Here is an 18,554-nt window from a genome sequence, read left to right on the forward strand (position 1 = left end):
AAAAACCGGCCACTTGGGCCGGTTTTTTTGTACCTCGACGTTGCGCCTTACAGGGCAGCAGCGTTCTCGGTCAGGTAAGCCGCGACGCCTTCTGGCGAAGCGTTCATGCCTTTGTCGCCTTTCTTCCAGTTGGCAGGGCAAACTTCGCCGTGCTCTTCATGGAATTGCAGAGCGTCGACCAGACGGATCAGCTCTTCCATGTTACGACCCAGCGGCAGGTCGTTGATGATCTGCGAACGGACGACACCCTTGTCGTCGATCAGGAACGCGCCACGGAAAGCCACGCCGCCTTCGGATTCAACGTCGTAGGCCTTGGCGATTTCGTGCTTCATGTCGGCAGCCATGGTGTATTTCACCTGGCCGATGCCGCCGTTGTTGACCGGAGTGTTGCGCCAGGCGTTGTGGGTGAAGTGCGAGTCGATCGACACGGCGACCACTTCCACATTGCGCGCCTTGAAGTCAGCCATGCGGTTGTCCAGAGCGATCAGCTCGGACGGGCAGACGAAGGTGAAGTCCAGCGGGTAGAAGAACACCAGGCCGTATTTGCCTTTGATGGCCGAGGACAGGGTGAAGCTGTCAACGATCTCGCCATTGCCGAGTACGGCCGGGACGGTGAAGTCAGGGGCTTGTTTGCCTACGAGTACGCTCATGGATATCTCCTGGTGAATAACTTTGAAGTTCAGGGTCCGGGCCAGCCTGCCACCCTCAGGCGACAGCCCTGTGACACGAACCCTCTTCGCAAGGGCTGACCATCATACACTGCGTTTTTCGCCTGTCCTTAACGGTTTTTTGCCCAATGCAGGTAACGGACCCGCATTTTCGGGGCCAGGCAATTCGCCATTAATCACCGTTCGTCAGTGACCCGCCTTTCGATCGAAAACCATTCAGAAAGCACTTTGACAATCATTCTCGTTAACATTAAGATCCATCGCAATTGAGTCACAACCAGCGACGGTTCTCACTTATGTATGTTTGCCTCTGCACTGGCGTCACCGACGGACAGATCCGCGAAGCGATCTATGAAGGTTGCTGCAGCTATAAAGAAGTCCGCCAGGCCACCGGCGTCGCCAGTCAATGCGGCAAATGTGCCTGCCTGGCCAAGGAAGTGGTTCGCGAAACCCTGACCAAGCTGCAAACCGCTCAGGCTGCGATCCCCTATCCGGTAGAATTTACAGCTGCGTAATTACCCAGATTTCGAAGAACCGGACTTATGTCCGGTTTTTTTATGTCCGCAAATCAAGTGCTTAGGTGCCAGACGCGGAACACAAACATTCTTATTCAGATTTAATTTCATTTATTATTCAATAACTTAGGTTTGACACTTATAAGTACCCGGCTCAAACTCCGCCTTATATACAGCTATTACAGGGCAGGACTCCCATCATGAAAGGCGACATTACAGTCATCCAGCATCTCAACAAGATCCTTGCCAATGAGCTGGTCGCGATCAATCAGTACTTCCTGCATGCCCGCATGTATGAAGATTGGGGCCTGAACAAGCTGGGCAAGCACGAGTACCACGAATCCATCGATGAGATGAAACACGCGGACAAGCTGATCAAGCGCATCCTGTTCCTCGAAGGACTGCCAAACGTGCAGGACCTGGGCAAGCTGCACATCGGCGAGCACACCCGGGAAATGCTGGAGTGTGACCTGCGCATCGAGAAGACCGGCCACGCCGACCTGAAAGCCGCCATCGCCCATTGCGAATCGGTTGGCGACTTCGGCAGCCGTGAACTGCTTGAAGACATTCTCGAATCCGAAGAAGAGCATATCGACTGGCTGGAAACCCAACTGGGCCTGATCGATAAAGTCGGTCTCGAGAACTATCTGCAATCGCAGATGGGCGAAGAGTAGGAGCTGCCGCAGGCTGCGATCTTTTCAGATTGCACCGGCAACTCGCGTTAACTTTTCCAGCGCACTAAAAAGCCCCGCCCTCTTTCGAGGTGCGGGGCTTTTTATTGGCTGAAGATCAAAAGATCGCAGCCTCGTTTCACTCGACAGCTCCTACAGCAGAAGCATGTGCCGAGTGAAAGCCCGATCAGGCTTCGGACTTGGCCGCAGCCGCCTTGGCCGATGCTTCCTTGACCAGAGTCTGCAGCTCACCGTTGGCGAACATTTCAGCCATGATGTCGCTGCCGCCGACCAGTTCACCACCAACCCACAGTTGCGGGAAAGTCGGCCAGTTGGCGTACTTTGGCAGGTTGGCGCGGATTTCCGGGTTCTGCAGGATGTCGACGTAGGCGAACTTCTCGCCACAGCCCATTACAGCCTGCGCAGCTTTCGCGGAAAAGCCACACTGTGGGGCATTCGGCGAGCCTTTCATGTAAAGCAGAATGGTGTTGTTGGCAATCTGCTCTTTAATCGTTTCGATGATATCCATGGAGCACCTCGGCTGAACTTTCCGACTCATGGGTCGGCACGGTGACGCATTGTAACGGAATCCCGAGCGCGCTGCTCGGTCTCCCCGACAGGCATATTCAAGCCGCCACCACCGTCACCGGTACGCCATTGAGCGCCGCGTTGCCCGACAGCTCGTCGAGCTGGCATTCATCGGTCAGGTCGTTGGCGCTCGACCCCGGCTGACCACTGGCAATCGCCATCTGCACGCCCGGGCGCGCGTGCCCCCAGCCATGGGGCAGGCTGACCACGCCTTTCATCATGTCCAGGCTGCCGAGTACCTCCACTTCGATCTGTCCGACCCGCGAACTGACGCGCACCAATTGCCCGTCGTCGAGTCCGCGACTGGCCAGATCGTCGGGGTGCATCAGCAGTTGATGACGCGGCTTGCCCTTCACCAGACGATGGTAATTGTGCATCCACGAATTGTTGCTGCGCACATGGCGCCGGCCGATCATCAACAGCTCATCGGCTGCCGGCGCCTGCAAGGCCGCAAAGCGTGCGAGATCAGCGAGGATCTCCGGCGGCGCAGCCTGCACCCGTTGATCTGGCGTCTTGAGGCGGGCGGCAAGATTCGGTCTCAACGCCCCAAGATCAATCCCGTGCGGATGATCGAACAATGTCGCCAACGACAGCTTCCGATCGGACGTATCGCCATACAGTCCCATGCGCAGGCCCATATCGATCATCTTCGCCGGCGGCAGGGTCGGTTTCAGTTCCTTGCCGGTCTTTTCGGCAAAGGCTTTGGCCAGGCCGACGAAGATCTCCCAATCGTGCAACGCTCCCTCTGGTTTGGCGAGAATCGCCCGGTTGAAGCGAGTGACGTTGCGCACCGCGAACAGGTTGAACGTAGTGTCGTAGTGATCGTTCTCCAGCGCCGAGGTCGACGGCAGGATCAGGTCGGCGTAACGCGTGGTTTCGTTGATGTACAGGTCGATGCTGAGCATGAACTCCAGACCGTCCAGCGCCTGCTCCAGTTGCCGGCCGTTGGGCGTCGACAACACCGGATTGCCGGCCACCGTGATCAGCGCGCGGATCTGCCCTTCGCCTTCAGTGAGCATCTCTTCGGCCAGCGCCGACACCGGCAGCTCGCCGCCGTATTCGGGCCGTCCGGACACCCGGCTCTGCCATTTGTTGAAATGCCCGCCCGAGGTCGACGCCACCAGATCCACCGCCGGCTCGGTGCACAACGCGCCGCCCACCCGGTCAAGGTTGCCGGTGACCAGATTGATCAACTGCACCACCCAATGACACAAGGTGCCGAACGCCTGGGTCGAAACGCCCATACGCCCGTAGCACACCGCACTCGGGGCGGCAGCGAAATCCCGCGCCAGTTGGCGGATCTGCTCGGCCGGCACCGCACACAGCGGACTCATGGCTTCGGCAGTGAAGGTTGCGACGGCTGCGCGCACTTCATCAAGGCCATCAACCGGCAAGTGGCTGTCACGGGTCAGGCCTTCGCTGAACAAGGTGTTGAGCACCCCGAACAAAAGCGCCGCGTCGCCACCAGGCCGCACGAACAGGTGCTGATCGGCGATGGCCGCCGTTTCGCTGCGCCGTGGATCGACCACCACCACTTTGCCGCCGCGGGCCTGAATCGCCTTCAGGCGTTTCTCGACATCCGGCACGGTCATGATGCTGCCGTTGGACGCCAGCGGGTTGCCGCCGAGGATCAACATGAAATCGGTGTGATCGATGTCCGGGATCGGCAGCAGCAAGCCATGGCCGTACATCAGGTAACTGCTCAGGTGATGCGGCAACTGATCGACCGAAGTCGCCGAGAAGCGATTGCGCGTCTTCAGCAAGCCGAGAAAGTAGTTGCTGTGAGTCATCAGCCCATAGTTGTGCACGCTCGGGTTGCCCTGGTAGACCGCCACCGCATTCTGCCCGTGACGCTCCTGAATCGCCGCCAGACGCTCGGCCACCAGTGCAAAGGCCTCGTCCCACTCGATCGGCAGCCATTCGCTGCCGACCCGGCGCATCGGCTGACGCAGGCGATCGGGGTCATTCTGGATGTCTTGCAGGGCCACGGCCTTGGGGCAGATGTGCCCGCGACTGAAGGTGTCGAGCGCGTCACCCTTGATCGAGGTGATCGCAACGTTGCCATCGGTTTCGGTGGTCTCGATGGTCAGGCCGCAAATGGCTTCACACAGGTGGCAGGCACGGTGATGGAGAGTCTTGGTCATGGCCAGTCTCTGTCTTGTTCTGGGCAGGCAACGGGCATGCCTGCGGGAACAAAACTATGGCCCCCGCGCAGATCCTGCGCCAGCGACGTTTGTCCTGTGAATCGACGGTTATCAGGCGAGCCGATAAGCCGCCATGATCAATTCGACGGCAGCTGCGGCGGCGCGGCCAGCTGAATTTCCTGAATGGTTTCGATCTGCTCGTGGGCGACGTGCACGCCGGTGAGTTCGCCGATCAGTCGCCAGTGCTCGTCGAGCCCGGCACTGATGGTCGCCATGCGATCGATCATGTGACGGCCGGCGGTCTTGACCACTTCGTCTTCGCTGCGCAGCAGTTCGAAGGACATTGAAGTCACCGACGCGGTGAGATGGGTCAATGAGCGAGCCGTGTGACCCAGCAGTTCCATTAACAGTTTTTCTTTCGATTCCATGCGGAGGCTTCCTGCGTCGCTCGAAACTTATTTATAACCCAGCACTTTGCTTTAGCAAATGTTTCAGTCCGAGCATCCGACCAAGTGATGGCATGGCGCCACGGTCGTAAACCGACTCAGGCGACTCGATCCCCGCCACACTCGATTGCCAAGCCCTGCAAGGCCGGTGTACAAAGAGCCTCGCTGCGGCCTTGAACCGGTCTTCATATGTCCGCCAGCAAGATACGAAACATCCTCCGAGTCCCGCAAAATCCGTAGCCTATTGGCGTAACGCGACATTTAGTGTCAATATCGCGCCTTCCCCTATTTCGTCGCCCCGTGCGGCTTACGCCGCAGGTCTCGCCCGTTGTTCCGTTAAACAAGGCTTTGAGCATCTGCGGTTTGTAACAAAAAGGTAGTCAATGATGAGCGCAAGGCACTTTCTCTCCCTGATGGATTGCACGCCCGAAGAGCTGGTCAGCGTGATCCGTCGAGGCGTTGAGCTCAAGGACCTGCGTAACCGCGGCGTACTGTTCGAGCCGCTGAAAAACCGCGTCCTGGGGATGATCTTCGAGAAATCCTCGACCCGTACCCGGATCTCCTTCGAGGCCGGCATGATCCAGCTCGGTGGCCAGGCGATCTTCCTGTCGCCGCGTGACACCCAACTGGGCCGTGGCGAACCGATTGGCGACTGCGCCATCGTCATGTCGAGCATGCTCGATGCGGTGATGATCCGTACCTTTGCCCACAGCACCCTGACCGAATTCGCCGCCAACTCGCGCGTGCCGGTGATCAACGGCCTGTCCGATGACCTGCACCCGTGCCAGTTGCTGGCCGACATGCAGACCTTCCTCGAACACCGTGGCTCGATTCAGGGCAAGACCGTGGCGTGGATCGGCGACGGCAACAACATGTGCAACAGCTATATAGAAGCGGCGATCCAGTTCGACTTCCAGTTGCGCGTTGCCTGCCCGCAAGGCTACGAGCCCAATCCTGAGTTCGTCGCCCGCGCCGGCGATCGCGTGACCATCGTCCGTGATCCGCAAGACGCCGTGCGCGGTGCGCACCTGGTGAGCACTGACGTCTGGACTTCGATGGGTCAGGAAGAGGAAACTGCCAAGCGCCTGAAGCTGTTTGCACCGTTCCAGGTGACCCGCGCCCTGCTCGATCTGGCGGCTGAAGATGTGCTGTTCATGCACTGCCTGCCAGCGCACCGCGGTGAAGAAATCAGCCTCGACCTGCTCGATGACCCGCGCTCCGTTGCCTGGGATCAGGCAGAAAACCGTCTCCACGCACAGAAGGCCCTGCTCGAGTTCCTCGTCGAACCGGCATATCACCACGCATGAGTCATGAATTACTGCTGAACCTGCGCAACCTCGCTTGCGGCTACCAAGATCAACGCGTGGTGCAGAACCTCAATCTGCACCTCAACGCCGGCGACATCGGCTGCCTGCTCGGCTCGTCCGGCTGCGGCAAGACCACCACCCTGCGCGCGATTGCCGGTTTTGAACCGGTGCACGAAGGGGAAATCACTCTGGGCGGCGAAACCATTTCCAGCGCCGGTTTCACTCTGGCCCCGGAGAAACGCCGAATCGGCATGGTGTTCCAGGACTACGCACTGTTCCCGCACCTCAGCGTCGCGGACAACATCGCCTTCGGCATCCGCAAGCACCCGAACAAGGCGCGCGTTACCGAAGAGCTGCTGGAACTGGTCAACCTGAAGAACCTCGGCAAACGCTTCCCGCACGAGCTCTCCGGCGGCCAGCAACAACGCGTCGCCCTCGCCCGCGCCCTGGCGCCGGAACCGCAACTGCTGCTGCTCGACGAACCGTTCTCCAACCTCGATGGCGAACTGCGGCGCAAGCTTAGCCACGAAGTGCGCGACATTCTCAAGGCCCGTGGCACCAGTGCAATTCTGGTGACCCACGACCAGGAAGAAGCCTTCGCCGTGAGCGATCACGTTGGCGTATTCAAGGAAGGTCGGCTGGAACAGTGGGACACACCCTACAATCTCTACCACGAGCCGGCGACGCCGTTTGTGGCCAGTTTCATTGGTCAGGGTTATTTCATTCGCGGCCAGCTCGGCAGCCCGGAATCGGTGCAGACCGAACTCGGCGAACTGCGCGGCAACCGGGCCTATACCTGGCCAGTGGGCGGCGCGGTGGATGTGTTGCTGCGTCCGGATGACATCGTTTATGCGCCGGAGAGCGCGTTGAAAGCACGCATTGTCGGCAAGACCTTCCTCGGTGCCTCGACCCTGTATCGCCTGCAACTGCCGACCGGCGCGCAGCTGGAATCGATCTTCCCCAGCCATGCCGACCATCAGGTGGGCGCAGATGTCGGGATCCGGGTTGCTGCAGAACACCTGGTCCTGTTCCAGGCATCGGGCAGCACCGCCGCACAAATCCCGGCAGTGGAAAACGGCGTCCGCCGCTACAGCACCGCCCTCTGATCAAACAGAACATCGGAGTGTGGAGGTTTTTTGTGGTGAGGGGATTTATCCCCGATGGGGCGCGAAGCGGCCCTTTAGCCTGCACCGCAGAGTGCCTGGCACTGTGCAAGTAATGGTTTGGGGCTGCTGCTCAGCCCATCGGGGATAAATCCCCTCACTACAAAGGCTCACTCCAACAAAGTTTTGCGTTAACCGAGGATCAGCGTGCCGCTGGCAACCAGCGTCGCATTGCCGCCGATCTTCACCCGATCTCCCTCCAGCCGACAGAACAACTCCCCGCCCCGCGCCGAACGCTGGCACGCGGTCAAACTGGACTTGCCCAGACGTTTCGACCAATACGGAATCAGGCTGCAATGCGTCGAGCCGGTCACCGGATCTTCGTTGATGCCGATTGCCGGGGCGAAATAACGCGAGACAAAATCATGCTGATTGCCGCGCGCTGTCACGATGGCGCCAAGCCACGGCAGTTTCGCCAGCGCGACCATGTCCGGTTTGCAGTCGAGCACTGCCTGCTCCGACTCCAGTACCACGAACAACTCGTTGGAACCGAGCACATCCACCGCCTCGACACCCAGCGCCCGCTCGACATCCAGCGTCACGCCAATCGCTGATGGCACGATCGACGGAAAGTCCAGCCACAGGCGATCGCCTTCGCGGCTGACGCTCAACGGCCCGGACTTGCAGGTGAAATCCAGACGCTCGACGTTTTCTTTGTAGACCTCGAACAACACGTAGGCACTCGCCAGCGTCGCATGCCCGCACAACGGCACTTCGGTGGTCGGAGTGAACCAGCGGATGTGCCACGCGGCGCCTTCACGCACCACGAACGCGGTTTCCGCCAGATTGTGTTCGGCGGCGATCTTCTGCATCAACTCATCCGCAAGCCATGCGTCGAGCCGATACACCATCGCCGGATTGCCACTGAACGGTCGATCACTGAACGCGTCGACCTGATGAAACTCAAGCTGCATAACCTTCTCCCTAAGTCCGTGGGCAGAGCATGCGGCGCGGGCCGGATCAGCGCCAGTGACAGAACCGGCCAATTTTCTTCATACAGAATTCAGCGTTACACCCGACCGATGTCGGCAAATTTGCCCTGGGTGTGCTCGGCGAGTACGGCGGGCGCCAACTCGACCTCCAGGCCGCGTCGGCCAGCACTGACATAAATAGTCGCAAAACCCTGAGCCGAGTTATCGATGAAGGTGCGCAGACGCTTCTTCTGCCCCAGCGGACTGATCCCGCCCAGCAGGTAACCGGTGGAGCGTTGCGCCGCAGCCGGGTCAGCCATTTCGACTTTCTTCACGCCCGCCGCGTGTGCCAGCCCCTTGAGATCAAGGCTTCCGACGACCGGTACCACCGCCACCAGCAATTCACCTTTTTCGCTGGCAGCGAGCAACGTCTTGAACACCTGCGCCGGCTCCAGCGCCAGTTTCTCTGCGGCCTCCAGCCCGTAGGACGCGGCCTTTGGGTCATGTTCGTAACTGTGCACGCGATGTTCGGCACGAACTTTTTTCAACAAGTCCAACGCAGGGGTCATGGCAGCTCCAGGCTCGGCATCAACAGAAAAATCCTGCGCCGGATTCTAGGTCATCACAGCGCAAAAGGCTCTAGCGCAAGCCCCGTTTTCCGGGCTTTGCGCGTGAGCCGCCAGGCTATCGCCGCCGCCATCGGCAGGACCATTCAGCAGGTTGATAGTTGAATTGTGACCGATGGTTCACTTTCGACCTTTGACAGGTTTGTTTCTTGTCTATATTTTTTCGAATCTGAATAATGTAAGAATTATCGTCACCGCAGCACCCAGCAGTAAACCGGGAACAGGATGGGGATCCTGCCTCGGGGAAAATCGCGCCTTGCCCTGACGGCAAACGCGCCAGACAACAACAAAAACCGAGGTTTTCAATGACAACTGCTTTACAGCAACCATCGCTTTCCGGCCAATGCCTGGCCGAGTTTCTGGGGACTGCACTTCTGATCTTTTTCGGCACCGGCTGTGTCGCCGCGCTCAAAGTCGCGGGTGCCAGCTTCGGCCTGTGGGAAATCAGCATCATCTGGGGCGTCGGCGTGAGCATGGCGATCTACCTGACCGCCGGCGTTTCCGGCGCGCACCTGAACCCTGCCGTGAGTATCGCCCTGAGCATTTTCGCCGACTTCGAAAAGCGCAAACTGCCGTTCTATATCCTGTCGCAGATCGCTGGCGCCTTCTGCGGCGCGCTGTTGGTTTACACGCTGTACAGCAATCTATTCTTCGATTACGAACAAACTCACCACATGGTGCGTGGCACCGCCGCCAGCCTCGAATTGGCCTCGGTGTTCTCGACGTTCCCCAATCCAGTGCTGTCCACCGCCCAGGCGTTCCTGGTCGAGATGATCATCACCGCGATCCTGATGGGCGTGATCATGGCCCTGACCGACGACAACAACGGCCTGCCGAAAGGCCCGATGGCCCCGCTGCTGATCGGTTTGCTGATTGCCGTGATCGGCAGTTCGATGGGCCCGCTGACCGGTTTTGCGATGAACCCGGCACGTGACTTCGGTCCGAAACTGATGACTTTCTTCGCCGGCTGGGGTGAAATTTCCTTCACTGGCGGCCGCGATATTCCGTACTTCCTGATACCGATTTTTGCACCGATTGTCGGTGCCTGCCTCGGCGCTGCCGGGTATCGCGGGCTCATTGCCCGTCACCTGACCGGCGCCACACCTGCTACAAAGGATGCAGAACCGGCCATTGACGGCAAACCAAGAACTTCTTGAAACAGTCGGCGCGGGTTCCTGCCCATTCAGAACCCGCGCCACGGCCCACTCTCCCTTATTTCGTCCAAGGCAATCGACATGACCGACATTCAGAATAAGAACTACATCATTGCCCTCGATCAGGGTACGACCAGCTCCCGCGCGATCATCTTCGACCGCGACGCGAACGTGGTCTGCACCGCCCAGCGCGAATTCGCCCAGCATTACCCGCAAGCCGGTTGGGTCGAACACGATCCGATGGAAATCTTTGCCACCCAGAGCGCGGTGATGGTCGAAGCGCTGGCCCAGGCCGGTCTGCATCACGATCAAGTCGCCGCCATCGGTATCACCAACCAGCGTGAAACCACCGTGGTCTGGGACAAGACCACTGGCCGTCCGGTGTACAACGCCATCGTCTGGCAGTGCCGCCGCAGCACCGAGATCTGCCAGCAGCTCAAGCGCGATGGCCATGAAGACTACATCCGCGACAACACCGGTCTGGTCACCGACCCGTACTTCTCCGGCACCAAACTGAAGTGGATCCTCGACAACGTCGAAGGCAGCCGCGAACGTGCGCGCAACGGCGAACTGCTGTTCGGCACCGTCGACAGCTGGCTGATCTGGAAATTCACCGGCGGCAAAGTGCACGTCACCGACTACACCAACGCCTCGCGCACCATGCTCTTCAACATCCACTCGCTGGAGTGGGATTCGAAGATGCTGGAAATCCTCGACATCCCGCGCGAGATGCTTCCGGAAGTGAAAGCGTCTTCGGAAATCTATGGTCGCACCAAAAGCGGGATCGCCATCGGCGGGATCGCCGGTGACCAGCAAGCGGCACTGTTCGGCCAGATGTGCGTCGAGCCGGGCCAGGCAAAAAACACCTACGGCACTGGCTGCTTCCTGCTGATGAACACCGGCGACAAAGCGGTGAAATCGCAGCACGGCATGCTCACCACCATCGCTTGCGGCCCGCGTGGTGAAGTGGCTTACGCCCTGGAAGGCGCAGTCTTCAACGGTGGCTCGACCGTGCAGTGGCTGCGCGATGAACTGAAGATCGTCAACGACGCTCATGACACCGAATACTTCGCCAATAAAGTGAAGGACAGCAACGGCGTGTACCTGGTACCGGCGTTCACCGGTCTGGGCGCTCCCTACTGGGACCCGTATGCCCGTGGCGCACTGTTCGGCCTGACGCGCGGCGTACGCGTGGATCACATCATCCGCGCCGCGCTGGAATCGATCGCCTACCAGACCCGCGATGTGCTCGACGCCATGCAACAGGACTCCGGTGAACGCCTCAAGGCCTTGCGCGTGGACGGCGGCGCGGTGGCGAACAACTTCCTCATGCAGTTCCAGGCCGACATCCTCGGCACCCAGGTCGAGCGCCCGCAAATGCGCGAAACCACGGCACTGGGCGCGGCGTATCTGGCCGGTCTGGCGTGCGGTTTCTGGGGCAGCCTGGAAGAACTGCGCGGCAAAGCGGTAATCGAGCGCGAGTTCGAACCGAGCCTGGACGAAGTCGAGAAAGAGAAACTGTACAAAGGCTGGAAAAAAGCCGTCAGCCGCACCCGTGACTGGGCGCGTGAAGACGCTGAATAAGCCAGTCTGAGGACTGACTTAAGCTGTCCAAACAGCGTGAAAGCGTAGCGAGCGAAGGCAAGACAAGGCAAAAACAGGCGAGGACGCGGAGTTTACGGGTTTGTAAATGAGCAGTCCGAGCCTGTTTTTAACGCAGGATTGCCGAGCGCAGTAGCTTTCACGTTGTTTGGAAACTGGTCGGGAGGAGATTCCTGCGTCATCATGGGCAAATTTTGCACGGCAGCCCAAAGGAAGCCCCATGAATCTGCCTCCCCGTCAGCAGCAAATCCTCGAGCTGGTCCGCGAACGCGGCTATGTGAGCATCGAGGAAATGGCCACGCTGTTCGTTGTCACCCCGCAAACCATCCGCCGCGACATCAATCAGCTCGCGGAAGCCAATCTGTTGCGTCGCTACCATGGCGGCGCGGCCTACGATTCCAGCGTCGAAAACACCGCCTATGCGATGCGCGCCGATCAGATGCGCGACGAAAAACAACGCATCGGCGAAGCCATCGCCGCGCAGATCCCCGATCACGCTTCGCTGTTCATCAACATCGGCACCACCACCGAATCGATTGCCCGCGCCCTGCTCAATCACAACCATCTGAAGATCATCACCAACAACCTGCACGTCGCCTCGATGCTCAGTGCCAAGGATGATTTCGATGTGCTGCTGACCGGCGGCAACGTGCGCCGTGACGGCGGCGTGGTGGGTCAGGCGAGCGTGGATTTCATCAATCAGTTCAAGGTCGATTTTGCGCTGGTGGGCATCAGCGGCATCGACGAAGACGGCAGCCTGCTCGACTTCGATTATCAGGAAGTGCGCGTGTCGCAAGCGATCATCGCCAACGCGCGGCAGGTGATTCTGGCGGCGGACTCCAGCAAGTTCGGGCGTAACGCGATGATCCGCCTCGGTCCGATCAGCCTGATTGACTGCCTGGTGACCGATCAGCAACCCGTGCCGGCGCTGGCGCAGTTGCTGAGCCAGCACAAGATTCGTCTGGAAGTCGTTTAACCCCGTCGACATTCCCCTGTGGCGAGGGGATTTATCCCCGATGGGCTGCGAAGCAGTCCCAAAACCACCCAATGCGGTGTGCCTGATATCCAACATTGAGGGGCCGCTACGCGGCCCATCGGGGATAAATCCCCTCGCCACAGAGAGCATCCCTGCCTCAATAATGTTCGAAAATTTTCTCTTAGCCGCCCTTCGATGAGTTTTTTCAATCGAAGGCGACTGGCTGCGCGCGTCTTTATGGGCTACCATTTTCGCAAATGAACATTTATGTTCGATTTCAAAGACAGAAAATCAAAAGAGCCCGAGGCCAGCCGATGTCCACCTCTACCTTGCGTACGCCCCCGATTGCCGAGATTTACGATGTTGCCGTGATTGGCGGCGGGATCAATGGCGTGGGGATTGCAGCGGATGCCGCCGGTCGCGGTCTTTCGGTGTTCCTTTGCGAAAAGGATGACCTGGCCAGCCACACTTCGTCGGCCAGCAGCAAGCTGATCCACGGTGGCCTGCGCTACCTCGAACATTACGAATTTCGTCTGGTGCGTGAAGCACTGGCCGAGCGCGAAGTGCTGCTGGCCAAGGCGCCACACATCGTCAAGCCGATGCGATTTGTGCTGCCGCATCGCCCGCACCTGCGTCCGGCGTGGATGATCCGCGCGGGCCTGTTCCTTTATGACAACCTCGGCAAGCGCGAAAAGCTGCCAGGTTCGAAAAGCCTGAAGTTCGGCGCCGACAGCGCACTGAAAAGCGAAATCAAGAAAGGCTTCGAATACTCCGACTGCTGGGTCGATGACGCCCGCCTCGTTGTGTTGAATGCGATGGCTGCCCGTGAACACGGCGCGCACATTCACACCCAGACCCGTTGTGTCAGCGCCCGCCGCGCCAAGGGCCTGTGGCACCTGAACCTGGAACGCGCCGATGGCAGCCTGTTTTCGATCACCGCCAAAGCGCTGGTGAACGCCGCCGGTCCATGGGTCGCCAAGTTCATCCGTGACGACCTGAAAATGGAGTCGCCGTACGGCATTCGCCTGATTCAGGGCAGCCACATCATTGTGCCGAAGCTGTACGAAGGCGATCACGCGCATATCCTGCAAAACGAAGATCAGCGCATCGTTTTCACCATTCCGTACCTGAACCACTTCACTCTGATCGGCACCACCGACCGTGAGTACACCGGCGATCCGGCGAAAGTTGCAATCACCGACGGCGAAACCGATTACCTGCTGAAAGTGGTCAACGCCCACTTCAAGAAGCAGATCAGTCGCGACGACATCCAGCACAGCTACTCGGGCGTGCGCCCGCTGTGCAATGACGAATCCGACAACCCGTCGGCCGTGACCCGCGACTACACCCTGGCCCTGTCTGGCGGCGGTGAAGAGGCACCGCTGCTGTCGGTGTTCGGCGGCAAGCTGACCACCTACCGCAAGCTCGCAGAGTCGGCGATGGCCCAGTTGATGCCGTACTTTACCCAGATGCGCCCAAGCTGGACCGCTGCCGCGACCCTGCCCGGCGGTGAAGACATGACCACCCCGCAAGCCTTGAGCGCACAGATCCGCGACAAGTTCGACTTCGTCCCGAGCGAAATCGCCCGCCGCTGGGCCACCACCTACGGCAGCCGCACCTGGCGCATGCTCGAAGGCGTGGAAACGCTGGCCGACATGGGCGAACACCTCGGCGGCGGGCTCTATACCCGTGAGGTTGACTACCTGTGCAGCGAAGAATGGGCGACCACGGCGCACGATATTCTGTGGCGTCGCAGCAAACTGGGCCTGTTCACCACCCCGGCCGAGCAGGAGAAACTGGCGGCCTACCTGGGCAAGGTCGAGCAGAACCGCAAGACTGAAGCGGCGTGAATTGAACCTCGCTTAAACGAAAGCCCCTGAATCTCGAGATTCAGGGGCTTTTTGCTGCGTGACTTACTTTGTCTGCCACTAACCCTGTGGCGAGGGGATTTATCCCCGATGGACTGCGAAGCGGTCCTCGCCTTTGCGCTGAAGAAGGCCGCTTCGCGACCTATCGGGGATAAATCCCCTCGCTACAAGGTTATGCGGGTTCGAGCGATCATCTATACGAGAGCAGCGATTAAAGATCGTTCGGATTTCCGAACGCGACCTCCCGGTCAATTCGGATAACCGGATCAGTTTCATCGAAAAACACCGACACGAAACTTTAATCACCTTATAAATCAAGCCATTAGCCACTATCGACTGGTCTGGCACGACTCATGCTCTACACTCTCTCGACGAATGCCTGCCGTGCCAACACTTCAGGAGCCGTCAGGCATTCGAAGCACAAAAGGGCCGACGAACTGGCTCCATAAAAAAAACAATTCGAGGAAAATTTGATGCGCATCGTTTCCCCTATCCTGGGCGCAGCCATTGCGGCCGCTCTGATCAGCACACCAGTTTTCGCCGCCGAACTCACCGGCACCCTGAAGAAAATCAACGATTCCGGCACCATCACCCTCGCTCACCGCGACAGCTCCATCCCGTTTTCCTACATCGCGGATGCTTCCGGCAAGCCAGTGGGCTACTCCCACGACATTCAAGTGGCCATCGTTGAAGCCCTGAAAAAAGACCTGAACAAGCCAGACCTGCAGGTCAAGTACAACCTGGTGACCTCGCAAACCCGTATCCCGCTGATCCAGAACGGCACCGCGGATATCGAGTGCGGCTCTACTACCAACAACGCCGAACGCGCCCAACAGGTCGACTTCACCGTCAACATCTTCGAAATCGGCACTCGTCTGCTGGTCAAGAAAGACAAGGATGGCAACCCGTCCTACAAAGACTTCGCCGATCTCAAGGGCAAAAACGTCGTGACCACCGCTGGCACCACGTCCGAGCGCATCATCAAAGCGATGAACGCCGACAAGCAGATGGGCATGAACATCATCTCCGCCAAGGACCACGGCGAATCCTTCAACATGCTGGAAAGCGGCCGCGCCGTTGCCTTCATGATGGACGACGCCCTGCTGGCCGGCGAAGAAGCCAAGGCCAAGAAGCCGGACGACTGGGTCATCACCGGTACTCCGCAATCGTTCGAAGCCTACGCGTGCATGGTTCGCAAAGACGACCCGGCCTTCAAGAAGGCTGTGGATGACGCCATCGTCGGCCTGTACAAATCCGGCAAGATCAACGAGATCTACAAGAAGTGGTTCGAAACCGCGATTCCGCCAAAGGGCCTGAACCTCAACTTCCCGATGAGCGACAAGGTCAAGGAACTGATCGCCAACCCGAGCGACAAGCCGGCGCCTGACGTAAAAATCTGATTCCTGACTAACCTTATCCCCTGAGGGAGCCACCCTCCCTCAGGCGTCTGTTACCTGCTGGTTTTACAGTGGAACACTCGACCTGGCGGTTTTCGAGCCGATCGCGTGTGCCCGACGTTCAACGTCGGACGGGAAAGGATCTTCCCCAAGCGGGTGCTTGTACATCGATCGATTTCGAGGGGAGACCCTAATGAATTACAACTGGGACTGGGGCGTGTTCTTCAAGTCCACCGGCGTGGGCAGCGAGACATATCTCGACTGGTTCATTTCCGGTCTGGGCTGGACCATTGCCATCGCCGTCGTGGCCTGGATCATCGCTTTGCTGCTGGGCTCCATTCTGGGGGTCATGCGCACCGTGCCGAGCCGCCTCGTGTCGAGCATCGCGACGTGCTACGTCGAGCTGTTTCGCAACGTGCCGCTGCTGGTTCAGCTGTTCATCTGGTACTTCCTGGTGCCCGACCTGCTGCCGCAGAACCTGCAGGACTGGTACAAACAGGATCTGAACCCGACCACCTCGGCCTACCTGAGCGTCGTCGTGTGCCTGGGCCTGTTCACCGCCGCCCGGGTCTGCGAGCAAGTGCGCACCGGTATCCAGGCGCTGCCGCGGGGCCAGGAATCCGCCGCCCGCGCCATGGGTTTCAAGCTGCCGCAGATCTACTGGAACGTGCTGCTGCCCCAGGCCTACCGCATCATCATTCCGCCGCTGACCTCGGAATTCCTCAACGTCTTCAAGAACTCCTCCGTGGCGTCCCTGATCGGCCTGATGGAACTGCTGGCGCAAACCAAACAGACCGCCGAATTCTCGGCCAACCTGTTTGAAGCGTTCACCCTGGCCACGCTGATCTACTTCACCCTGAACATGAGCCTGATGCTGCTGATGCGCATGGTCGAGAAGAAAGTCGCGGTGCCCGGCCTGATCTCCGTGGGGGGTAAATAATGGACTTCGATTTCAGCGGCATCATCCCCGCGATCCCGGGCCTGTGGAACGGCATGCTCATGACCTTGAAGCTCATGCTCATGGGCGTGGTCGGCGGCATCGTGCTCGGTACGATCCTCGCGCTGATGCGCCTGTCGTCCAGCAAACTGCTGTCTCGCGTGGCCGGCGCCTATGTGAACTATTTCCGCTCGATCCCGCTGCTGCTGGTGATCACCTGGTTCTACCTGGCGGTACCGTTCGTGCTGCGCTGGATCACCGGCGAAGACACCCCGATCGGCGCGTTCACGTCCTGCGTCGTGGCCTTCATGATGTTCGAAGCCGCGTACTTCTGTGAAATCGTCCGTGCCGGCGTGCAGTCGATCCCCAAAGGCCAGATGGCCGCCGCACAAGCGATGGGCATGACCTATGGCCAGACCATGCGTCTGATCATCCTGCCCCAGGCGTTCCGCAAGATGACCCCGTTGCTGCTGCAACAGTCGATCATCCTGTTCCAGGACACCTCGCTGGTCTACACCGTGGGCCTGGTGGACTTCCTCAACTCCGCCCGCTCCAGCGGCGACATCATCGGTCGTTCCAACGAGTTCCTGATCTTTGCCGGTGTCGTTTACTTCATCATCAGCTTTTCCGCCTCGCTGCTGGTCAAGCGTCTGCAAAAAAGGTTTGCCGTATGATCTCCATCAAGAACATCAACAAGTGGTATGGCGACTTCCAGGTGCTGACTGATTGCAGCACCGAGGTCAAGAAAGGCGAAGTGATCGTGGTCTGCGGCCCGTCGGGCTCGGGCAAGTCGACCCTGATCAAATGCGTCAACGCGCTGGAGCCGTTCCAGAAAGGCGACATCGTCGTCGATGGCACCTCGATTGCCGACCCGAAGACCAACCTGCCGAAACTGCGCTCGCGCGTCGGCATGGTGTTCCAGCATTTCGAGCTGTTCCCGCACCTGACCATCACCGAAAACCTGACCATTGCGCAGATCAAGGTATTGGGCCGCAGCAAGGAAGAAGCGACCAAAAAAGGTCTGCAACTGCTGGAACGCGTTGGCCTGTCGGCGCATGCCCACAAGCACCCGGGGCAACTGTCCGGCGGTCAGCAGCAGCGTGTGGCGATCGCCCGCGCGCTGGCGATGGACCCGATCGTCATGCTGTTCGACGAACCGACCTCGGCGCTCGATCCGGAAATGGTCAACGAAGTGCTCGACGTGATGGTGCAACTGGCCCAGGAAGGCATGACCATGATGTGCGTGACCCACGAAATGGGTTTCGCCCGCAAAGTGGCTGACCGGGTGATTTTCATGGATGCCGGCAAGATCATCGAAGACTGCCCGAAAGAGGAGTTTTTCGGCGACATCAGCGCCCGCTCCGAACGCGCGCAGCATTTCCTCGAGAAAATCCTGCAGCACTAAAAGCAACACACTGAACTCTGTGGCGAGGGAGCTTTGTGGCGAGGGGATTTATCCCCGATGGGCCGCGAAGCGGCCCCAGCATTTCAAACTCGAACCGCATCTGCCGGTTTGACGACTGCTTCGCAGCCGATCGGGGATAAATCCCCTCGCCACAGGTTCCGCGCTCGAACAAACCA

The 18,554-nt window shown here is 59.3% G+C and carries 18 protein-coding genes; 12 read left to right on the forward strand and 6 right to left on the reverse strand.

Annotated features, from left to right (window positions below; genetic code table 11):
• Positions 1-47: 47 nt before the first annotated feature.
• Entirely contained in the window at positions 48-650 is a 603-nt protein-coding gene (locus HXW87_RS26265) for a peroxiredoxin (protein ID WP_007963972.1), read from the reverse strand.
• 314 nt (positions 651-964) lie between these two features.
• Here HXW87_RS26265 and HXW87_RS26270 point away from each other — a divergent pair, with 314 nt between their 5' ends.
• Positions 965-1,183, forward strand: a complete 219-nt coding sequence (locus HXW87_RS26270; RefSeq protein WP_003227725.1) for a bacterioferritin-associated ferredoxin — start codon at positions 965-967, stop codon at positions 1,181-1,183.
• A gap of 200 nt (positions 1,184-1,383) precedes the next feature.
• Complete coding sequence (gene bfr, locus HXW87_RS26275) at positions 1,384-1,857, forward strand: bacterioferritin (protein ID WP_007963971.1); 474 nt, start codon at positions 1,384-1,386, stop codon at positions 1,855-1,857.
• A gap of 184 nt (positions 1,858-2,041) precedes the next feature.
• Here bfr and grxD read toward each other — a convergent pair whose 3' ends face one another.
• The 3 genes from grxD to HXW87_RS26290 form a co-directional block, all read right to left on the reverse strand.
• Complete coding sequence (gene grxD, locus HXW87_RS26280) at positions 2,042-2,383, reverse strand: Grx4 family monothiol glutaredoxin (RefSeq protein ID WP_003227729.1); 342 nt, start codon at positions 2,381-2,383, stop codon at positions 2,042-2,044.
• Between the two features lie 97 nt (positions 2,384-2,480).
• On the reverse strand, positions 2,481-4,586 hold the full coding sequence (locus tag HXW87_RS26285) for a molybdopterin oxidoreductase family protein (protein WP_239778016.1): 2,106 nt from the start codon (positions 4,584-4,586) through the stop codon (positions 2,481-2,483).
• Between the two features lie 137 nt (positions 4,587-4,723).
• Positions 4,724-5,014, reverse strand: a complete 291-nt coding sequence (locus tag HXW87_RS26290) for a hypothetical protein (RefSeq protein WP_027612069.1) — start codon at positions 5,012-5,014, stop codon at positions 4,724-4,726.
• 404 nt (positions 5,015-5,418) lie between these two features.
• On the opposite strand from HXW87_RS26290, the gene argF reads away from it, so the two are divergent.
• Both argF and HXW87_RS26300 read left to right on the forward strand, forming a co-directional pair.
• Positions 5,419-6,339, forward strand: a complete 921-nt coding sequence (argF, locus tag HXW87_RS26295; protein WP_047296204.1) for an ornithine carbamoyltransferase — start codon at positions 5,419-5,421, stop codon at positions 6,337-6,339.
• Positions 6,336-7,445, forward strand: coding sequence for an ABC transporter ATP-binding protein (locus tag HXW87_RS26300; RefSeq protein WP_239778017.1), 1,110 nt, complete (start codon positions 6,336-6,338; stop codon positions 7,443-7,445). The genes argF and HXW87_RS26300 overlap by 4 nt, the downstream gene beginning before the upstream one ends.
• A 188-nt stretch (positions 7,446-7,633) precedes the next feature.
• Here HXW87_RS26300 and HXW87_RS26305 read toward each other — a convergent pair whose 3' ends face one another.
• Entirely contained in the window at positions 7,634-8,416 is a 783-nt protein-coding gene (locus tag HXW87_RS26305; RefSeq protein ID WP_239778018.1) for a PhzF family phenazine biosynthesis protein, read from the reverse strand.
• Between the two features lie 95 nt (positions 8,417-8,511).
• Positions 8,512-8,982, reverse strand: coding sequence for a Cys-tRNA(Pro) deacylase (ybaK, locus tag HXW87_RS26310; protein ID WP_047296209.1), 471 nt, complete (start codon positions 8,980-8,982; stop codon positions 8,512-8,514).
• Positions 8,983-9,344: 362 nt separating this feature from the next.
• Here ybaK and HXW87_RS26315 point away from each other — a divergent pair, with 362 nt between their 5' ends.
• From HXW87_RS26315 to HXW87_RS26350, 8 genes are all read left to right on the forward strand, one after another.
• Positions 9,345-10,196: an MIP/aquaporin family protein gene (locus tag HXW87_RS26315; RefSeq protein WP_027612073.1), complete on the forward strand. Its 852-nt coding sequence runs from the start codon at positions 9,345-9,347 to the stop codon at positions 10,194-10,196.
• Between the two features lie 78 nt (positions 10,197-10,274).
• Positions 10,275-11,777: a glycerol kinase GlpK gene (gene glpK, locus HXW87_RS26320; protein WP_047296213.1), complete on the forward strand. Its 1,503-nt coding sequence runs from the start codon at positions 10,275-10,277 to the stop codon at positions 11,775-11,777.
• 238 nt (positions 11,778-12,015) lie between these two features.
• A complete protein-coding gene (locus HXW87_RS26325; protein WP_007916700.1) occupies positions 12,016-12,771 on the forward strand; it encodes a DeoR/GlpR family transcriptional regulator in 756 nt (251 codons plus the stop codon).
• Between the two features lie 314 nt (positions 12,772-13,085).
• Positions 13,086-14,621, forward strand: a complete 1,536-nt coding sequence (gene glpD / locus HXW87_RS26330) for a glycerol-3-phosphate dehydrogenase (RefSeq protein ID WP_182402279.1) — start codon at positions 13,086-13,088, stop codon at positions 14,619-14,621.
• A 491-nt stretch (positions 14,622-15,112) separates the two neighbouring features.
• Positions 15,113-16,039 carry a glutamate/aspartate ABC transporter substrate-binding protein gene (locus HXW87_RS26335; RefSeq protein ID WP_182402281.1) on the forward strand — a complete coding sequence of 309 codons (927 nt, stop codon included), beginning with the start codon at positions 15,113-15,115 and terminating at the stop codon, positions 16,037-16,039.
• A gap of 190 nt (positions 16,040-16,229) precedes the next feature.
• On the forward strand, positions 16,230-16,976 hold the full coding sequence (locus tag HXW87_RS26340) for an amino acid ABC transporter permease (RefSeq protein ID WP_182402283.1): 747 nt from the start codon (positions 16,230-16,232) through the stop codon (positions 16,974-16,976).
• The gene (locus HXW87_RS26345) at positions 16,976-17,647 is read left to right on the forward strand and encodes an ABC transporter permease subunit (RefSeq protein WP_047296216.1); all 672 of its coding nucleotides are present in this window, start codon (positions 16,976-16,978) and stop codon (positions 17,645-17,647) included. Before HXW87_RS26340 ends, HXW87_RS26345 begins: the two co-directional genes overlap by 1 nt.
• Positions 17,644-18,378, forward strand: coding sequence for an amino acid ABC transporter ATP-binding protein (locus tag HXW87_RS26350; RefSeq protein WP_042560754.1), 735 nt, complete (start codon positions 17,644-17,646; stop codon positions 18,376-18,378). The genes HXW87_RS26345 and HXW87_RS26350 overlap by 4 nt, the downstream gene beginning before the upstream one ends.
• Positions 18,379-18,554 lie beyond the last annotated feature (176 nt).

Origin of the sequence: Pseudomonas sp. Y5-11 (assembly GCF_022368695.1) — a bacterium.
In the GTDB taxonomy this organism is placed as follows: domain Bacteria; phylum Pseudomonadota; class Gammaproteobacteria; order Pseudomonadales; family Pseudomonadaceae; genus Aquipseudomonas; species Aquipseudomonas parakoreensis.

Excerpts from the sequence above, each read along its gene's own strand:
- HXW87_RS26265 (WP_007963972.1), bottom strand. The coding sequence starts at position 650 with ATGAGCGTACTCGTAGGCAAACAAGCCCCTGACTTCACCGTCCCGGCC.
- HXW87_RS26270 (WP_003227725.1), top strand. The coding sequence starts at position 965 with ATGTATGTTTGCCTCTGCACTGGCGTCACCGACGGACAGATCCGCGAA.
- bfr (WP_007963971.1), top strand. The coding sequence starts at position 1,384 with ATGAAAGGCGACATTACAGTCATCCAGCATCTCAACAAGATCCTTGCC.
- grxD (WP_003227729.1), bottom strand. The coding sequence starts at position 2,383 with ATGGATATCATCGAAACGATTAAAGAGCAGATTGCCAACAACACCATT.
- HXW87_RS26285 (WP_239778016.1), bottom strand. The coding sequence starts at position 4,586 with ATGACCAAGACTCTCCATCACCGTGCCTGCCACCTGTGTGAAGCCATT.
- HXW87_RS26290 (WP_027612069.1), bottom strand. The coding sequence starts at position 5,014 with ATGGAATCGAAAGAAAAACTGTTAATGGAACTGCTGGGTCACACGGCT.
- argF (WP_047296204.1), top strand. The coding sequence starts at position 5,419 with ATGAGCGCAAGGCACTTTCTCTCCCTGATGGATTGCACGCCCGAAGAG.
- HXW87_RS26300 (WP_239778017.1), top strand. The coding sequence starts at position 6,336 with ATGAGTCATGAATTACTGCTGAACCTGCGCAACCTCGCTTGCGGCTAC.
- HXW87_RS26305 (WP_239778018.1), bottom strand. The coding sequence starts at position 8,416 with ATGCAGCTTGAGTTTCATCAGGTCGACGCGTTCAGTGATCGACCGTTC.
- ybaK (WP_047296209.1), bottom strand. The coding sequence starts at position 8,982 with ATGACCCCTGCGTTGGACTTGTTGAAAAAAGTTCGTGCCGAACATCGC.
- HXW87_RS26315 (WP_027612073.1), top strand. The coding sequence starts at position 9,345 with ATGACAACTGCTTTACAGCAACCATCGCTTTCCGGCCAATGCCTGGCC.
- glpK (WP_047296213.1), top strand. The coding sequence starts at position 10,275 with ATGACCGACATTCAGAATAAGAACTACATCATTGCCCTCGATCAGGGT.
- HXW87_RS26325 (WP_007916700.1), top strand. The coding sequence starts at position 12,016 with ATGAATCTGCCTCCCCGTCAGCAGCAAATCCTCGAGCTGGTCCGCGAA.
- glpD (WP_182402279.1), top strand. The coding sequence starts at position 13,086 with ATGTCCACCTCTACCTTGCGTACGCCCCCGATTGCCGAGATTTACGAT.
- HXW87_RS26335 (WP_182402281.1), top strand. The coding sequence starts at position 15,113 with ATGCGCATCGTTTCCCCTATCCTGGGCGCAGCCATTGCGGCCGCTCTG.
- HXW87_RS26340 (WP_182402283.1), top strand. The coding sequence starts at position 16,230 with ATGAATTACAACTGGGACTGGGGCGTGTTCTTCAAGTCCACCGGCGTG.
- HXW87_RS26345 (WP_047296216.1), top strand. The coding sequence starts at position 16,976 with ATGGACTTCGATTTCAGCGGCATCATCCCCGCGATCCCGGGCCTGTGG.
- HXW87_RS26350 (WP_042560754.1), top strand. The coding sequence starts at position 17,644 with ATGATCTCCATCAAGAACATCAACAAGTGGTATGGCGACTTCCAGGTG.